At 33.5% G+C, this 17,391-nt stretch carries 16 protein-coding genes; 3 read left to right on the plus strand and 13 right to left on the minus strand.

Going from position 1 to position 17,391, the window contains the following annotated elements; genetic code table 11:
- The first annotated feature begins 24 nt into the window (after window positions 1–24).
- The 3 genes from M0M44_RS12575 to guaB all read left to right on the plus strand — a co-directional run bounded on the left by M0M44_RS12575 (window position 25) and on the right by guaB (window position 3,711).
- Window positions 25–576: a hypothetical protein gene (locus tag M0M44_RS12575; protein WP_248725953.1), complete on the plus strand. Its 552-nt coding sequence runs from the start codon at window positions 25–27 to the stop codon at window positions 574–576.
- A complete protein-coding gene (locus M0M44_RS12580) occupies window positions 573–1,970 on the plus strand; it encodes a DUF5723 family protein (protein WP_248725954.1) in 1,398 nt (465 codons plus the stop codon). Before M0M44_RS12575 ends, M0M44_RS12580 begins: the two co-directional genes overlap by 4 nt.
- A 268-nt stretch (window positions 1,971–2,238) precedes the next feature.
- Complete coding sequence (guaB, locus tag M0M44_RS12585; protein ID WP_248725955.1) at window positions 2,239–3,711, plus strand: IMP dehydrogenase; 1,473 nt, start codon at window positions 2,239–2,241, stop codon at window positions 3,709–3,711.
- Window positions 3,712–3,766: 55 nt separating this feature from the next.
- Here guaB and M0M44_RS12590 read toward each other — a convergent pair whose 3' ends face one another.
- From M0M44_RS12590 to M0M44_RS12650, 13 genes are all read right to left on the minus strand, one after another.
- Window positions 3,767–4,600: a hypothetical protein gene (locus M0M44_RS12590; protein ID WP_248725956.1), complete on the minus strand. Its 834-nt coding sequence runs from the start codon at window positions 4,598–4,600 to the stop codon at window positions 3,767–3,769.
- A gap of 67 nt (window positions 4,601–4,667) precedes the next feature.
- Window positions 4,668–5,039, minus strand: coding sequence for a hypothetical protein (locus M0M44_RS12595; RefSeq protein WP_248725957.1), 372 nt, complete (start codon window positions 5,037–5,039; stop codon window positions 4,668–4,670).
- Window positions 5,040–5,104: 65 nt separating this feature from the next.
- Window positions 5,105–6,244, minus strand: a complete 1,140-nt coding sequence (locus tag M0M44_RS12600; RefSeq protein ID WP_248725958.1) for an FAD-dependent oxidoreductase — start codon at window positions 6,242–6,244, stop codon at window positions 5,105–5,107.
- 68 nt (window positions 6,245–6,312) lie between these two features.
- Window positions 6,313–6,903 (minus strand): TetR/AcrR family transcriptional regulator, encoded by a 591-nt coding sequence (locus M0M44_RS12605; RefSeq protein WP_248725959.1) that lies wholly within the window; start codon window positions 6,901–6,903, stop codon window positions 6,313–6,315.
- A 290-nt stretch (window positions 6,904–7,193) separates the two neighbouring features.
- Window positions 7,194–8,078: a L,D-transpeptidase gene (locus M0M44_RS12610; RefSeq protein WP_248725960.1), complete on the minus strand. Its 885-nt coding sequence runs from the start codon at window positions 8,076–8,078 to the stop codon at window positions 7,194–7,196.
- A 107-nt stretch (window positions 8,079–8,185) separates the two neighbouring features.
- A complete protein-coding gene (locus M0M44_RS12615) occupies window positions 8,186–8,770 on the minus strand; it encodes an NUDIX domain-containing protein (protein ID WP_248725961.1) in 585 nt (194 codons plus the stop codon).
- A gap of 55 nt (window positions 8,771–8,825) precedes the next feature.
- On the minus strand, window positions 8,826–10,097 hold the full coding sequence (locus tag M0M44_RS12620) for an adenylosuccinate synthase (RefSeq protein WP_198856865.1): 1,272 nt from the start codon (window positions 10,095–10,097) through the stop codon (window positions 8,826–8,828).
- Window positions 10,098–10,199: 102 nt separating this feature from the next.
- Window positions 10,200–10,664 (minus strand): Fur family transcriptional regulator, encoded by a 465-nt coding sequence (locus tag M0M44_RS12625; RefSeq protein WP_008462215.1) that lies wholly within the window; start codon window positions 10,662–10,664, stop codon window positions 10,200–10,202.
- A 183-nt stretch (window positions 10,665–10,847) separates the two neighbouring features.
- Entirely contained in the window at window positions 10,848–11,390 is a 543-nt protein-coding gene (locus tag M0M44_RS12630; protein WP_248725962.1) for a hypothetical protein, read from the minus strand.
- Between the two features lie 21 nt (window positions 11,391–11,411).
- A complete protein-coding gene (locus M0M44_RS12635; RefSeq protein WP_248725963.1) occupies window positions 11,412–13,631 on the minus strand; it encodes a RelA/SpoT family protein in 2,220 nt (739 codons plus the stop codon).
- Between the two features lie 265 nt (window positions 13,632–13,896).
- A complete protein-coding gene (locus tag M0M44_RS12640; RefSeq protein ID WP_248725964.1) occupies window positions 13,897–14,685 on the minus strand; it encodes a TrmH family RNA methyltransferase in 789 nt (262 codons plus the stop codon).
- Between the two features lie 164 nt (window positions 14,686–14,849).
- Window positions 14,850–15,935: an alkaline phosphatase family protein gene (locus M0M44_RS12645; protein ID WP_248725965.1), complete on the minus strand. Its 1,086-nt coding sequence runs from the start codon at window positions 15,933–15,935 to the stop codon at window positions 14,850–14,852.
- A 121-nt stretch (window positions 15,936–16,056) separates the two neighbouring features.
- The gene (locus M0M44_RS12650; protein WP_248725966.1) at window positions 16,057–17,388 is read right to left on the minus strand and encodes a DUF58 domain-containing protein; all 1,332 of its coding nucleotides are present in this window, start codon (window positions 17,386–17,388) and stop codon (window positions 16,057–16,059) included.
- Window positions 17,389–17,391 lie beyond the last annotated feature (3 nt).

Below are 17,391 nucleotides of genomic sequence, written 5' to 3' on the forward strand. Positions count from 1 at the left end.
TTTATTATTCATATAATTTTCGTCATGAAATCAAATTCTTCGCGTAAAATTTCAAGCATAATTCTTTTGGCTTTTCTATTTTTTTCCTGTTCAAGTGATTTGGATTTCGATCAGGTAAAAGATTTAAAGCTAGAACCAGTCTTTGTAGCAAATCTTGCTTATTTTGATATTCCTGCCAATCAGCTTATAGATGATGGAGGAACGAATGTCTATCCAGATGTTAGAGACTTTGATATTTTTAAAGAAAAATTCTTTACCGAACGTCTTAAAAAAGCAGAGTTTGATTTTGAAGTCGAAAATAACATAAATCGTGCTTTCGTTCTAAATATGCTTTTGCTTAACGATCAAAATGAGGTGTTGCAAACCATATCTTTTACAGTTCCATCTTATAAAGGAACGCCAAATGTTATAAAATATCCAACAGAAGTTTTTGAAAATGCTCGATTAGATCTTTTAAAACAAACTCAAAAAATTGGTTTTGTGGTAGTAATTGCTTCAGGGTCTCCATTAAATAGCCAGAGTGAAGGAAACTTAAAATTAAGATCAAGTGCAACGGCTTATTTAGTAATCGAATGAGAAAGACGCTAATACTTTGCTTGTTTTTTCACCTTTTCTGTTTTGCCCAAAACAGAGAATTGTTGTATAATTTTACTGCAATTCCGCAGTCTTCGCTTGTAAATCCAGGAGCCGATGTTTCGTATAAATATTATTTTGGATTTCCAGTTTTATCTGGAATTTCAGCTAATATTGGATCTAGCAGTTTTTCAGCCTATGATCTGTTTTCAGATGATGGAGTCGATTTTAATCAAAAGGTCAGAGATGTTGTAAATAAATCTTCTAGCAGAGATAAAGTAGTAACCAATCAGCAATTGGAAATATTTTCTGGCGGATTTAGAATTGGAGGCAGAGAAAGCCGTTCTTACATTTCCTTTGGATTGTATCAGGAATTTGATTTTTTTATGTTTGTTCCCAAAGATCTTGCTTTACTGGCTTTAAACGGAAATCGAGATTATATCGGAAAATCTTTTAATCTAGGCGATTTAAGCATGAAAGCCGAAGTGCTTTCTGTTTTTCATGTAGGTTTTCATAAAAAACTCAATGACAAATTTGTTTATGGAGGTCGCGCTAAAATCTATTCAAGCGGTGCAAATGCAACTTCTACAAAAAACTCAGGTTACATTTATACAGGCGAGGAGCCAGGAACGCCAAACTTGTACAGTCAGGTTATTTCTTCCAATTTAGAATTGAAAACATCTGGTCTTGCCCGTTTTACAAAAGATGAATACGAAGGAAATGTAGTTCGTGATATTGCTAATAATACCTTTTTTAACGGAAGTCTAGGTTTTGGAATAGATGCGGGGATTACCTATTATATAAAAGACAATTTACAGTTTACCGCAAGTGTTATAGATTTGGGTTTTGTGAGACAGACCAAAGATGTCGAAACACTTACTTATAAAGGAATTTACCGTTACAATGGTGCAAATCCGGATTTTATGGGCACAGATGACCCTGAAAATGTTTTTGACGAATTTGACAAAGCAATACCACGAGATACGATTTATAATAAGTATACCACTTGGCGTCCAACAAAACTTTATTCTTCTATCGAATATTCATTTGGAGAAGCGCGTCCAGACGACGAATGTAATTGTCATGGAAAAGTCAATAAATATTATAAAAATGCGGCAGGAGTACAAGTTTTTGCAATGTCTGCACCTCGAACACCTTTGTTTGCTATAACTGCTTTTTATAGAAGAAATATTTTTAAAAAATTAGATTTTAAGGCAACCTACACCCTAGATACTTTTTCAAATAAAAATGTCGGATTAGGACTTGCCGGAACAATTGGTCCGGTAAATATTTATGCTCTAGTCAATAATGTTTTAGAATATAAAGATATCTCCAAAGCCAGCAGTGCGGCCTTCCAACTCGGAATCAATTTTGTTTTTCAAGACAAAGACGATTAGTTTTAATAATGAGAAGCTTTATCCAGCTGTACATTTCAAGCACTCGAGCCAAAATACTTTTTTTCAAGGCATAAAAAGAGCTTCCGTTGGTCGCTTTTTTAAGCCAGAAAAAAATGCATTTTAGCTTTTCGTGGCTTTCCATTTCCATCTGGGCTAGGGCATATATTTTGTAAGACGATTCGTGTAAAGTCAATTTTATGAATAAGTTAGTATTCAAGTTTCCAATTTATTCACTATATTTGCACGCAATTCAACTAGAAATTGCACCATGATAGCACACAACTCCAAGATTATCGGCGAAGGTTTAACTTACGACGATGTATTATTAGTACCTAACTACTCGAATGTGCTTCCTCGCGAAGTGAGCATTAAATCAAAATTTTCAAGAAACATTACATTAAACGTTCCAATTGTATCTGCTGCTATGGATACAGTAACTGAAAGCGCAATGGCAATTGCTATGGCACAAGAAGGCGGAATAGGTGTTTTACATAAAAATATGACTATCGAACAACAAGCAGGAAAAGTTCGAAAAGTAAAACGTGCAGAAGCAGGTATGATTATCGATCCGGTAACATTACCAACCAACTCTACAATTGCTGATGCAAAAAATGCCATGAAAGAATTCGGAATCGGTGGTATTCCAATTGTTGATGAAAACAAAATCTTAAAAGGTATTGTTACAAACCGCGATTTGCGTTTTGAGAAAAACGGAGCGCGACCAATCGCTGAGGTTATGACAAGCCAAAACTTAGTAACTGTAGCAGAAGGAACTTCACTTGAGCAAGCAGAAGTAGTTTTACAAGGCCATAAAATCGAAAAATTACCAGTTGTAAATGCTCAAAATGAATTAGTTGGTTTAATTACTTTTAGAGATATTACAAAATTGACTCAAAAACCAATTGCTAATAAAGATAGTTTTGGTCGTTTAAGAGTTGCTGCTGCAATTGGAGTTACTGGAGACGCTGTTTTAAGAGCACAAGCTTTGGTTGCTGCCGGTGTAGATGCAATCATTATCGATACAGCTCACGGACATACAGAAGGTGTAGTAAATGTATTGAAAGAAGTAAAATCAAAATTCCCTCAAATAGATGTAATTGTTGGAAACATTGCAACTCCAGAAGCAGCTAAATATTTAGTAGAAAATGGTGCTGACGGTGTAAAAGTTGGAATCGGACCTGGTTCTATCTGTACAACTCGTATCGTTGCAGGTGTTGGTTTTCCTCAATTCTCAGCAGTTTTAGAAGTTGCTGCAGCCATCAAAGGAACTGGAGTTCCAGTTATTGCTGATGGTGGAATTCGTTATACAGGAGATATTCCTAAAGCAATTGCTGCAGGTGCCGACTGTGTAATGTTGGGTTCATTACTTGCAGGAACAAAAGAATCTCCAGGAGAAACTATTATTTTTGAAGGAAGAAAATTCAAATCTTACCGCGGAATGGGTTCTGTTGAAGCAATGCAAACAGGTTCTAAAGATCGTTACTTCCAAGATGTTGAAGACGACGTTAAAAAATTAGTTCCAGAAGGAATCGTTGGACGTGTTCCTTACAAAGGGGAATTAAACGAAAGCATGCTTCAATTTATTGGAGGACTTCGTGCAGGAATGGGATACTGCGGTTCAAAAGATATTCCAACTTTACAAGAATCTGGACGTTTTGTTAGAATCACATCAAGCGGAATCACTGAAAGTCATCCGCATAACGTAACGATTACAAAAGAAGCTCCAAATTATTCTAGATAATTTTAAGTTTTGATATAAAACAAAAGGCGCAAGATTTAGTTTCTTACGCCTTTTTTTATTTGCCTTTTGATATGGTTGATGTTTGTTTGAAATCACTTTTAGATTTTAAATCTAAGGAAAAATCAGTGTGTTTTAAGCCGAGAGTAAAATCCATTTCTAAATTGTTCTCACTTATAAAATGATTGGGTATATCATAAATCAAATTGCCTTTTCCAATCCCAGATCCGTTGGTCTCAAATCTGTTGTCAGACATCTTCATTGTGTAAGTCTGCGTAATATCAAAGAAAGCATTTTTTGAATGTATGCTTTTTAGAATGTACACAGTAGTAATTTGCATTTCAATATTTATGCCTGCGATAGGCAATGTCAAGGGGCTTTCTTGAGTAAAAGATTCGCCTATTTTTAGTTTTTTATGCGGAAGAGCCAATTGTGAAAATGTATTTTTAACCATTTGAAAAACAGTATTTTTAAAATTCTCTTCCATGTCTTTTGAAACAATAGAATCTATTTCTGGCATAGTAGATGATGAAGCTTTTCCATAAATGAGGGTGCCGTTTGGAATTATAGTTTTTCCATCTAAATCTACTGATTTCAGGTATTCAATTGTTATTAGGAAATTGCCACTTTTATCACTTTTACCAGTTTTAGAAAGCGTTTCTAAATTAAAGACAGTCTTTATTTTAGAAGGATTTTGTACTTGATTATTCTTTAAGGTTTCTAAGAACGTTTCGCTACCAGAATACATAACCTCATAATCGGATGAATTAATCGTGGTCTGAAGATAATGGGTTTCTGGAGCATACCCAGCTTTAAAATCTAAAATTTGATTAGATTGGCCATAACTTAAAGTGGCTGTGCAAATAAAAAGAAAGAAGAATAGTTGTTTCATAATTGTTTTTAATGTGGATTTTCCACTTGTCTAAAACGAAAGTAAGAATTTAAAACAACTTATCATTTTATTCTTTTGCTCCGTACTTGCTAAATTTAGCATTCCATCCATTTTCTGAAAAAGATTCTCCATGAATACCATCGCTAAGTTCAACGATATTTTTGCCATTTACGAATATTTGAATATTATTTTCAAAATCAGCCAATTCTTGTAATGAAAAAAGAAAATCATGAATTGCTCCATCTATGCTTTTAATAACGATTTCTTTGATTAGATCTTTTTGTGATTCATTAAATTGACCAATTTCAGTTTGCGTTTTTAAGTTTGATGGCGATTTAGATTTATTACTTAAAAGAGCTTCAGCATTTCCAATTCCTTTATCTCTCAGATTTTTAACTAAAAATTCTCCAAAAACATCAAGCGATTGTTTTAACTCCATAATTCTATTTGTAGTTTTAATCTTTCAAAGATATTGAAAAATACTCAAATTAATTTTAGTAATTACTAAAACCTACTATTCAAAATATCTTCAGTCACAATATTCGAATGCAGTAAATCTTCCATTTTCTTTGTCATGCGCTGCGCTTCTAATGCGTAACCGAACATTTTTTTTTCGTAATCAGCGATTGCTTCGTCAATGGTTTCAAATTTTCCGTTGGTTAAATTTTGAGTTAAATGGAAAGCATCAAACAAGCCCATATTTACACCTTCACCTGCAAATGGAGGCATTAAATGTGCTGCATCGCCAACAAGTGTAATGTTTGAATGTTCTTTCCAAGATTCTTCCAAAGAAAACAATCGTAAAGGCAAGCCAGAAAACTCCGTAGAGGCGGCAAAGAATTTTTTATAATCGTCTCCCCAGTTTTTAAACTTTTCGTTTAAAAATGAAATCACAGCTTGATCATCTTCAAAATTAATTTCGTGGTTCGAAATCCAATCTTCATCGGCTTTAAAAGAAACTCCGAAATGTACTGAGCCGTCTCGCATGGTATGGGTGTAAAACATTTTGTGTTCTCCCATTGCCATCACATTTCCGTTTCCGTATTTTGGTTTAAATTCTGGATAATCTTTGTCAGGATTCAGAATTTCTCCTTGAATAATATAAGTTCCAGAAAGTTGAGGTTCTTGATCGCTCACGAATTTTCTAGCGTTCGATCTTCCGCCATTTGCAACGATTACAAAATCGGCAGTTGTTGTCGTGCCATTTTTGAATTCTAAAACATATTGATTTTCAGTTTTTTCAATATTAATCAATTGACTATCCCAAACAACAGTATTTTGGGTTAGATTCTCCAACATAATTTTTCGAAGATCATTTCGGTCAATTTCTGGGCGTGAAAAAGCATTGGTTTCATCAGGCATTTCGTCAGAAGTAATATTTCCGTTCATATCAGCCATTTTCTCTCCAGTTGGCCGCGCGTATTTTTTAAATTCCTCCATTAAATCTGCCTTCTGAATCGCATATTGACCAGAATCAGAATGAATGTCCAAAGTTCCTCCAGATGTTCTGGCTTGTGCATTAATGTCTCTTTCATAAACCTTAACATCGGCACCGTTTATTTGTAAAATTCGTGCAGTGGTTAGCCCCACAGGTCCGCCGCCAATAATGGCGATTTTTTTATTTTCTATAATTGAAGTTTTCATTTTATTGAAATTATATTGTATTTAAATCTGTTATTGTTATTGCGATTGAAATTGCGATTGAATTTTAATCAAGGAGTTAATGCTTTTAAAACAAGATTAAAAGCTTCATTTTTAATCTTGTCATTAAGAACGAAAGATTTTCCAGACATTGATTTTCCATCTCTATGAAATTCTAAAAGAGAATAAAGTGAGCCGTAAGCAATACTCCAAAATACTTCATAAGGCACAGAAATGAGCTCTTTTCGCTCAATTGCCAAAACCATAAATTCAGTCATCATTTGCTTGTACTTTCCTGTTACTTCTTGGAGGATTGCATCGCCGTAAGTGGAATGTCTTAAAAGTTCAAAACAGGTAGTTTGTAGCGGAAAATTTAGATTGAAATAAATACGATTTTCCCATTGATTTCGTAATCCATCTCTAAAAGACATATTTGTAACGAAACCATCAAACATTTTTTCAAAGAAATTTTGACCGATTTCAATTCCAATTTTGCGAATTAAATCTTCTTTATCTGAATAATAGATGTAAAGTGTTGCTACAGAAACGCCGCATTCTTTAGCCAAACGATTCATTCCAAAGCCTTCTACACCTTGTGTAACGATCATTTCTATTGCTTTTTGCTTTACAGTTTCTTCTTTATTTATATCTCGTGTTCTCATAATTCTAACTAATTATAATGCAAAGATATAAATAATAAATGAACGATCGCTTATTTATGTGCTTTTTTTAGTTTCTTAGATCCTAAGACGCTGAGATTCTAAGGTTTTTGTTTTTAGCAACAAAGGTTTAAAGTTGCAAAGGGACAAAGGTTTAGAAGTTTGAAAATCTGAATTGCTTCCAGTTTTAGCTGGGGGTTTTGAAAAGCGTGTGGAGGAAAGCTTTAGCCTAAAAAAAATCAGCTGAAAACAATATTTACTTGCTTCAGCTGATTTTTTATATATAGTATATTTTACAAAGTTTTTGTTGGTTCGGCTTCTCTTAGGTTTTGGTTTTCTAAAATTTCTTTTAAAAATGGTTTTACCTGAGTTTCGATTTCAGAAACTGGAATATTTAAAGCTTCTGGATCTGAAGCCAATTGAAGCCAAGGTTTTGGTCCATCAAAATCATAACTTCCAAAAACGATTACAGGCGTACCTTTTACTTTTACATTTTCCTTGTCTTTTAGAATCCATTCGTCAGCAAATTTGTAAAGGTATTTAGCATCTTTTTCTAATAATCGCAAACAAGAATGAGAAGCAGGATATCCAGGCAAATCATATTCGTGAAAGCCAACTCCTAATTTATTTTCGATATTAAAATTCCATTTCAAGTCCCATTCGTCATTAAAAGTGCTGGTTGTTTTTTCTGCTTTCCAATTGGTGAAAAATAATCCTGTTGGAGTAGGATCTTTTTTTCTTCCCATATTTGTTGGTCCTGTTCTAACTAATTCGCCATTTTCGTAAGCCGCAAAAGTTTGAGTTGGATAAGAAAAAAGAATAATTTTTGAAACTTCCTCTAAAGCCGAAACATGAATTGGGAACGGAAGATAATAAACCAAATCCCCGCTAAAATCTGCTGGAATTACAACAGAATCCAGTTTTTTGAAATTGGCCTTATCAGTTCGGTTTAAAGCGTAGACAATATCCATTTTTGAACTATCAGCTTCATTAAGCTTCAGCCATTCTTTTGTTTTTTCAATTTGATAAGAAACGGTTTCTGGTTTTTTATATTCAATTACTTTCTTTTTCTCTTTTTTGTTCTCAGTCAATGTTATCGTATCGGTTTTTTTGCAAGAACCTAATAAAACCAACATCAAGATTAGTAGTACGTTTGCTGTGTAATATAACTTTTTCATAGGTCGTATTTTTATGAATATAAAGTTATAAATATGATAGCTGAAAAGGGTTACATAATTTTTTGAATTGGTTTCGGGATTTACATTTTTACTAAGTTGATAATTGTCTAAATCAAACCTTTTATTTTAGCATGCTGCAAAAGCATAATAGTCTTTGCATCTGTAATTTCGCCCGATTCAATCATTGCATAAGCTTCATCAAAAGTATACTCTAAAACCTCGATATTTTCCTGTTCAGCATCCAATCCGCCTCCTGAACTAACTTTCATACTTTCGTCATATTCTCCAACGAAAAGATATAAAATCTCTGTTACAGATCCAGGTGACATATACGTTTCGATTACTTTTTGGACCTTTTTTAAACGATATCCTGTTTCTTCTTCTGTTTCGCGAATAATAGCTTGTTCTGCATTGTCTTTGTCCAAAAGTCCAGCGCAAACCTCAATCATCATTCCGGTTTTGTTTCCGTTAAGATAAGTTGGCAAACGAAATTGTCTCGTTAGTACGACTGTTTTTTTAGCGGTATTGTATAATAATATTCCAGCGCCATTTCCACGATCGTAAACTTCACGAATATGTGATTCCGTTTTTTCGTTTTCTTTTTTGTAGTTGAAAGTAACTTTGTTTAATACGTACCAATTATCTGATAGTAATTTAGTGTCTGTTATTTCGATTTCTGGATTCTTTCTCATTTTGAAAAATTATTTCATAAAAAAAACGCCCTGATTATCAGAGCGTTTAAATGTATTATTTTGTTATTGTTTGCTTTCTGTCTGGTCCAACCGATACAATTTTGATTGGCACTTCGATTTCTTTTTCAATAAACTCAATATATTCTTTTAGCTCAATAGGTAATTGATCGTAAGTTGTCAATCCTGTTAAATCTTGTTTCCATCCTTTAAACTCTTTGTAAACCGGAGTAACATTTTCTGGTTCAATATTGTAAGGAAAGTGAGAAATGTTTTGACCTTTATAGTTGTACTCTGTACAAACTTTCAAAGTCTCAAAACCAGAAAGAACATCACCTTTCATCATCATTAACTGCGTAACTCCATTTACTTGAACTGCATATTTTAAAGCAACAAGGTCTAACCATCCGCAACGTCTTTGTCTTCCAGTTACAGAACCAAACTCGTTACCAACTTTTGCCATTGTAGCACCAACTTCGTCAAAAAGTTCAGTTGGGAAAGGTCCGCTACCTACACGTGTCACGTAAGCTTTGAAAATTCCGTAAACTTCTTTGATTTTGTTAGGAGCAATTCCTAAACCAGTACAAGCTCCAGCAGCAGTAGTGTTTGATGAAGTTACGAAAGGATAAGTTCCGAAATCAACATCTAATAAAGATCCTTGAGCACCTTCGCAAAGAATAGATTTTCCAGCTTTTTGAGCTTGGTGCATGTATTCTTCACTGTCAATAAAATCTAATTTTTTAAGTTCTTCAATAGCTTCAAAGAATTCTTTTTCTAATTCAGCTAAATTATATTGAATAGCAACATCATAAAAAGCAATCATTGCCTCATGTTTGTCAGCTAAAGCTCTGTAACGCTCTTTGAAATCTTCTAATTCGATATCTCCAACACGTAAACCATTTCTACCAGTTTTGTCCATGTAAGTTGGCCCAATTCCTTTAAGGGTAGAACCAATTTTTGCTTTTCCTTTAGAAGCTTCAGAAGCTGCATCAAGCAAACGGTGAGTTGGTAAAATTAAGTGTGCTTTTCTAGAGATAATTAATTTGCTTTTGATATCAAGATTGAATTTCTCTAAACCTTCGATTTCTTTTTGGAAAACTACAGGGTCAATTACAACACCATTTCCGATGATATTTACTGAATTTTTATGAAAAATTCCAGAAGGAATCGTTCTTAGTACGTGTTTAATTCCATCAAATTCTAGTGTATGTCCTGCATTTGGTCCTCCTTGGAAACGTGCAATAATATCGTAATTTGAGGTAAGTACGTCAACAATTTTTCCTTTACCTTCATCTCCCCATTGTAATCCTAGTAATAAATCTACGGTCATTCTGTTTTAATTTGCGTTGAGGCAATCTAAGTTGCCCTACTGATTATGTAGTTAATTTTATTTTTTTTTTAATTTTTTCGAAAAGTCTAATTTTTTAAAAGACTAAGAATTTGAATTTTGCTTTTTGTTTCCGTAGAAATAAAGCGAGTGATTTGTAATTTCAATATCAAAAATTTCTTCGATAGTCTTTTTGATGGTCTGAATTCTTGGATCACAAAATTCGATTACCTCACCAGAATCTGTCATAATGATATGATCGTGCTGTTTATCAAAATATGATTTTTCGTAGTAAGCCTGATTTTGTCCAAATTGATGTTTTCTAACCAAAGCGCAGTCCAACAATAACTCGATCGTGTTGTATAAAGTGGCTCTACTCACACGATAGTTTTTGTTTTTCATTTTGATGTAAAGGTTTTCTATATCAAAATGCTCCTCGCTATCGTAAATTTCCTGAAGTATAGCATAACGCTCAGGAGTTTTGCGATGCCCTTTTTGCTCAAGATATAGTGTAAAAACATTTTTTACAATTTCTTGATTCTTAGTGTTGTCAGTTGAAATAAGTGTCATATCCGGCAAAGATAATTTTTTATTTTTAATGAATAAAAGTTTCGGGTTTAAAGTTTAACGTTTAAACATGTTTTTGATTAGTCATAATGCACTAAACACAGGCTTTTACGTCAAAAATATTTTGAAAGCCTAATTTGGTTTAATTAACATAATTTTTTTAATTTATGATAAAACTAACAATGGCTAACTTGATTTCGTCATAAACATATACCAGTTCCATTCCCAAGTTTCTCCTTTGTCATCAGACATTGCTTGGCTCCAGATCGGATTCTTTTCGTCTCGGGCATCCCATCGAAATACTTGAAGAACGGGTTTTTCATCAAAAACATCTTTAGAAAAAAAATGTCCAACCTTATTTTCAAAAGAGCCAACTACAGGTTTGTCTAATGTTCCCGTAGTAGAATCTGACCAGTAAATGCTCCACAATTTTGTTATCGGATTAAATAATCTTACCGTCATACCTTCAAAAGGTTTTCCATCAAAAGTGGCTAGAAAATTATCAATGTTTCCAATTCCATTTAGAATCTTGTACATTTCCTGTGTTGAAGGAAATTCAATCCACTCATCGCAATTCGTTAATCTGGATTTTAATTTTCTGTTGCGAATAACAGATTTTCCTTGAAAAAAATCAAAATCATCTTTTGATGAAGATTTAGAAGCAGTAATTAAAAGCTCTCCATTTTCATCAAATGCTACTTTGGGAATTTCCAAAGATTCATTTTTCATGATTAATGTTTGTTGATTAGTTTAAGTTCGATACTCTCTAGTAACCTTATCAACTCCGTCAATTTTCTTGATGGCGCTGATCATTTTCTTTAAAATTGTATTGTTTTTAACAATTACGGCAACTTGTCCGTGGAAAATTCCAGCATCTGTACTAAGCGAAATACTTTGAATATTTACGCTCATATTGTTTGAAATTACTTTTGTCAATTGGTTGGTAAGTCCTAAAACATCCATCCCTGTAATATTGATAATGGCTTTGAATTCCTCTTGTGAAGAATCAATCCACTTGGCGCTCATGATTCTATACGCATAATTAGACTGCATTCCGATCGCGTTCGGACAGTCTTTTTTATGCACTTTTATTCCTTCATTAATGGTAACAAAACCAAAAACATCATCACCAGGAATTGGATTACAGCATTGCGAAAGTTTATAGTCTAATTTATCATGTTCGGTTCCAAAAACCAGCATGTCATAGTTGCTGCTAATAACTGGTTTGTGAATATCCTCATCTGCGGTATCTTTCGTTCGTTTAATTTTATTTTTAAAGAAATTGATAAACGAATTGCTTTTCTGCGCCGCATAATCCTTTAACTGCTGATTTTCGATTGCGCCAATTCCAACTCTATAAAATAAATCTAAACTTGTTTTTAGTTTAAAGAAGTTAACTAACTCATTTGTTACCTGTTCGTTAAACGTAACTTTTAAATGTTTTAACTTTCTAACAAGTAATTCTTTTCCTTCTTCTGCAATTTTTTTAGTGTTCTCGTTAAGAACGTTTTTAATTTTATTTTTAGCTCTTGAAGTCGTTACGTATTCTAGCCAGTTTACAGTCGGCTTTTGGTTTGGAGAAGTAATTACTTCCACCTGATCACCACTTTTTAATTCGTAATTTAAAGGAACTAGTCTTCCATTTACACGAGTTCCGCGAGTTTTAATTCCGATTTCAGAGTGAATGCTGAAAGCAAAATCAAGAGAAGTCGCACCTTTGGGCAGTGATTTGATTTCTCCTTTTGGAGTAAAAACGAAGATTTCTTTAGAATACAGATTCATTTTGAAGTCTTCCACAAAATCGACCGCATTGGTTTCCGGATTTTCCAACGCTTCGCGAAGAAGATTCAGCCAAGTGTCTAAACCGCTTTCTTCTGTTGCGCCGTTTTTATATTTATAATGCGCTGCATAACCTTTTTCTGCAATTTCGTCCATACGTTCACTTCGAACTTGAACTTCGACCCAGCGTCCTTTTGGTCCCATAACCGTAATGTGAAGCGCTTCATAACCAGTTGATTTTGGTGATGAAATCCAGTCGCGCAAACGGCTAGGGCTAGGGCGATAATGATCTGTTACGATAGAATATATTTTCCAGGCAATGAATTTTTCTTCATGCGGATCGGCTTTGTACACAATTCTAAGTGCGAACTTATCATAAACTTCGTCAAAAGTCACGTTTTGCGCACGCATTTTTCGACGAATAGAATAAATAGATTTTGGTCTTCCTTTGATGATATAGTCTACACCTTCGCTATCTAAAGATTTCTTTAAAACATCTGAAATATCTTTGATGTAAGCATCTTGTTCTTCTTTTGTTTCACGAATCTTGCTTACAATATCGTTATAAACTGCCGGTTCTGTATATTTTAATCCTAAATCTTCAAGTTTGGTTTTAATGTTATAAAGTCCCAAACGGTGGGCTAGAGGAGCATAAATATATAGCGTTTCAGAAGCAATTTTGGTTTGTTTGTATTCCGCCATCGAATCCATGGTTTGCATATTATGCAAACGATCGGCCAATTTGATCAAAATTACACGAACATCATCATTCAATGTCAGAATCATTTTTCTAAAATTCTCAGCCTGCATAGAAGCATTCAAATCTTTTTGAACTAATGAAATCTTTGTTAAGCCTTCGACAAGCTGTGCCACTTTCGGATTGAATAGACGTTCTATTTCATCAACAGTTACAGGAGTGTCTTCAACAACATCGTGTAATAAGGCCGCGGCGATAGAGGTCGCTCCCAGACCAATTTCTGAGGCAACAATTTTTGCAACTGCAATAGGATGAAAGATATACGCTTCGCCCGATTTACGTCTCTGTTCTTTGTGGGCATCAACGGCTACATCAAAAGCTTTTCGAATTAATTTTTTGTCTGTTGGGCTTAAAGTTTGGTAACTTATTCGGAGTAATTCTTTGTATTCCTGCGCAATAGCTTTGTTTTCTTTTTCAATATCTATTTCTGTCATAACGGCATAGTTCAAGTACTAAAAATAAGAATTAGTTTGAACATACGCAAGGCCATATTATTGTAGATTTTAGAGTGAAGATTTTAGATTTTTGGAGAGATAAAATTCCAATTTTTTTAAATTCCAAATTTCAAAAAGGAGCGAAGCGATTTTTAGAAAATCAAAAATCAAAAATCAAAAATCAAAAATCAAAAATCAAAAATCAAAAATCAAAAATCAAAAATCAAAAATCAAAAATCAAAAATCAAAAATCAAAAATCAAAAATCAAAAACCTCTTTGTCTTTTTGCTTCGAAAATTAAAATTGCAGCAGCAACAGACACATTCATGCTGTCGATTTCTCCTTGCATTGGAATAATGATATTTTGAGTGGCTTCGTCGCGCCATTCTTGAGTTAAACCTGTTGCTTCTGTACCAACGACCAAAGCGGTTGGAGTAGTGAAGTTTTGAGTATGATATGAAGTTGAATTTTGCAAAGTTGCGCTGTAGAAATTGATCTTTTTTTCTTTTAAAAATGAAATTATTTCAGAAGTCGTTCCTGTTGCAATTTGATTGGTAAACAAACAGCCAACGCTAGAACGCACAATATTAGGGTTATACAAATCACTTTTTGGATTAGCGATTAAAACAGCATCTAAATTAGCTGCATCAGCAGTACGTAAAACAGCACCAATATTGCCTGGTTTTTCTAAAGATTCTACCACTAAAATCAATGGATTTTTAGATAATTTTAAATCTGATAATTTCAATGATTTGGTTCTCGCAACAGCTAAAATCCCTTCCGTTGTATCACGATACGCCAATTTTTGGTAAACCTCTTTATTGATTTCTATAATTTGAAAAGAATTTTGAATCAGTTTATTGATTTCGCTTTCTGAAACTAATTCGGGTAAAAATAAAACCGTTTCGATTTCGTAACCGCCTTTTATGGCCAATGAAATTTCACGTTGCCCTTCAATCAAAAATGTTCCAGTTTGTTTTCTGGCCTTTCCTTTTTCTTGAAGTAAAACCAAAGATTTGATAAACGGATTTTGAATTGAAGTGATTTGTTTCATTTTTTTAAAGCTCAAAGTTGCAGCGTGGCAAAGGTACAGAGTTTTTTTCTTCTCGCAAGGTTTTTAAAACCTTGTAGATATAGCAGTATTTTTTTGCCACGAATTTCATAAATTACACTAATTCTAATTCGTGAAAATTCGTGTAATTCGTGGCAGAAAAAAAACTATTTCTCGAAAATTTCTTTGATCTCAGTTTCTACAGGATGATCCGTTTTGAAATCGTAACCCATAATTTTTGCTAAAGTTTGAGCAAACTGTTTCTGATAAAGTTGAGAATTTGTTTTGATTTCACCTTTTGGAACAATTTCGGGTCCCATTGCGGCAAACCAAATTTCAGATGCACCTGCTACATCAGAACCGTGATCGGTCCATTGCGCTTTTACTTTGTCGCCTCGGCCGTGATCTACGGTTATCAATAAAGTTGTTTTGTTTTTGTATTGTGGATCGTTTTGAACAAAATTCCAGATTTCCTGAATCCATTTGTCTACCTGATTTGCCGCATCTAAATACGAACGATATTGTGCGTGATGCGCCCACTCGTCGGTTTCGCCATAGGCAATATAAAGCACTTTTGTTTTTTTGTTTTTTAATTCGTCTAATGCCTGATAATGTGTAAAAACATCTAAACATTCGTCTTGGTGAAAAGGCTTATAGGAGTTGTCACGCATTTCGTTAAGCAGTTTTTGCGTTGCAGTTGGCTTATTTCCTCCTACTTTATCAAAAGCAGAAATTACCGGAAAACCACTTCTTTCTTCATTCAAGATTCTGTCAAAAGCATCCCACGCGCCAAAAGCGGCAACTTTTCCTTTTAGTTTAGATTGTTGATTTAAAAACTCTAAAACATTGACATTTGGATTGGCTTTGTAACCGTTTGAATTGACTTTCAGGTCAACATTTCCAGTCATAATTTCACTATATCCAGGATAACTAAACCAATATGGATTGGCTACATCAACTTTATTACCTAAATCTCTATTTCCGTAAATCTGACCTTTCGAAGCGATTTCAGACCAGAAAAAAGGCATTAGCTTTTTACGAGCTTCTTTGATATCAGAATCACTATATTTTTTATAAATGTAAGCGCTGTCTCCTTGATTGAATTTTTTATCATTGGCAATCGCAGGATCAATGCCTTTAAAGACTTCTTGCCATCTGAAACCATCTGTAGTGATAATAATGATGTTTTCTGTCTTTTGGGCTTGAGATTGAATGCTTAGTAAGATGAACAGAAATAGAATTGCTTTTTTCATTTTTTATCTGTTTTTATGTTGTTATTTTGAGATTGTTATTTTCTTTCAAAACTAATTTAATAAAAGAGATAATAGTAAATCCAGTCTTTAAAATAACCATAAGTTAACAGATTAAGCATGGCTATAAAATCCCTCTCGACTTAATCTCCAGATATTTATTAATAGCGTCAAGAGTAAGATTTTCTGGTTGTGTTAAGACAGAATGTATTCCGTATTTCTTCAATTCGTTTACAATTAATCGTTTTTCGAACATGAATTTTTCGGCAATTACTTTGTCGTAAACTTCCTGAATTGTAGTTGTTTTTTTATTGATGATGCTGTTTAATTCTGTATTGCTAAAGAAAACCACAACCAATAAATGGCTTTTTGCAATTCCTTTTAAATAAGGCAATTGGCGATTTAGACCGTCCATTGTTTCAAAATTCGTGTACAGAATAATTAAACTTCTCTGATTGATATTTTTCTTAATGTCAACATATAATCGGCTGTAATCGCTTTCGAAAAAATCGGTTTTTACGTTGTATAAAGTTTCTAGGATCTTTTGCATTTGAGAACCTCTTCTTTCTGCAAAAACTCTATTTTCTACTTTTTTAGAAAAAGAAAATAGTCCCGCTTTGTCCTGTTTTTTCAGAATCACATTTGATAAAACTAAAGAAGAATTAATAGCATAATCCAACAAACTTAATCCGTCAAAAGGCATTTGCATGACACGACCTTTGTCGATTGCCATATAAACCGACTGCGATTTTTCATCCTGATACTGATTCACCATCAAGGAGTTTCTTTTTGCAGTCGCTTTCCAGTTCAATGTTCGTAAATCATCTCCCTGGACATATTCCTTGATCTGCTCAAATTCCATAGTATGGCCTATTCGGCGTATTTTTTTGATTCCGTATTGAAATAGATTGTTTGAAAAAGCAATCAAATCGTATTTTCTTAATTGAATATAAGAAGGATAGGTTGGAACCATTTGATTATTATCAAAAGAAAATCTTCTAGAAATAAGTCTTAAAGGCGAGGAAACGTAAATGTTTAAAGAACCGAAATGGTATTCTCCACGTTCTGTTGGACGTAGATCGTAACCAACTTCTTTTTGCGTGGCTGCTTTTATTGTTTTTTTTATTTTGAAGTCACGAATCTGAAATTGAAACGGAATTTCATCAATAATCTTAACAGAAATAGGAAAAGTATAATGATTTTTAAGATGGATTGTAATTGGATTTAAATCTCCGTTCGATAATTTTTCGGGCGTAATTCTTTCTGCTTCAAGTCCTATTCGCGATAAATATAAAAGTAAAATGTCAAGTCCTAAAAAAGTAACCAAACCTAAAACCAATAACCAAACTGCATTATACATATTTGGAAAAATAAAGGCACAGATAAACAATCCTATAATGCCTATTAGCACATAGAAAAAGAAATTGTTCAGATACAGACTTTTTATGAATTTCATTTT

Source organism: Flavobacterium humidisoli, assembly GCF_023272795.1.
Taxonomy (GTDB): Bacteria; Bacteroidota; Bacteroidia; order Flavobacteriales; family Flavobacteriaceae; genus Flavobacterium; species Flavobacterium humidisoli.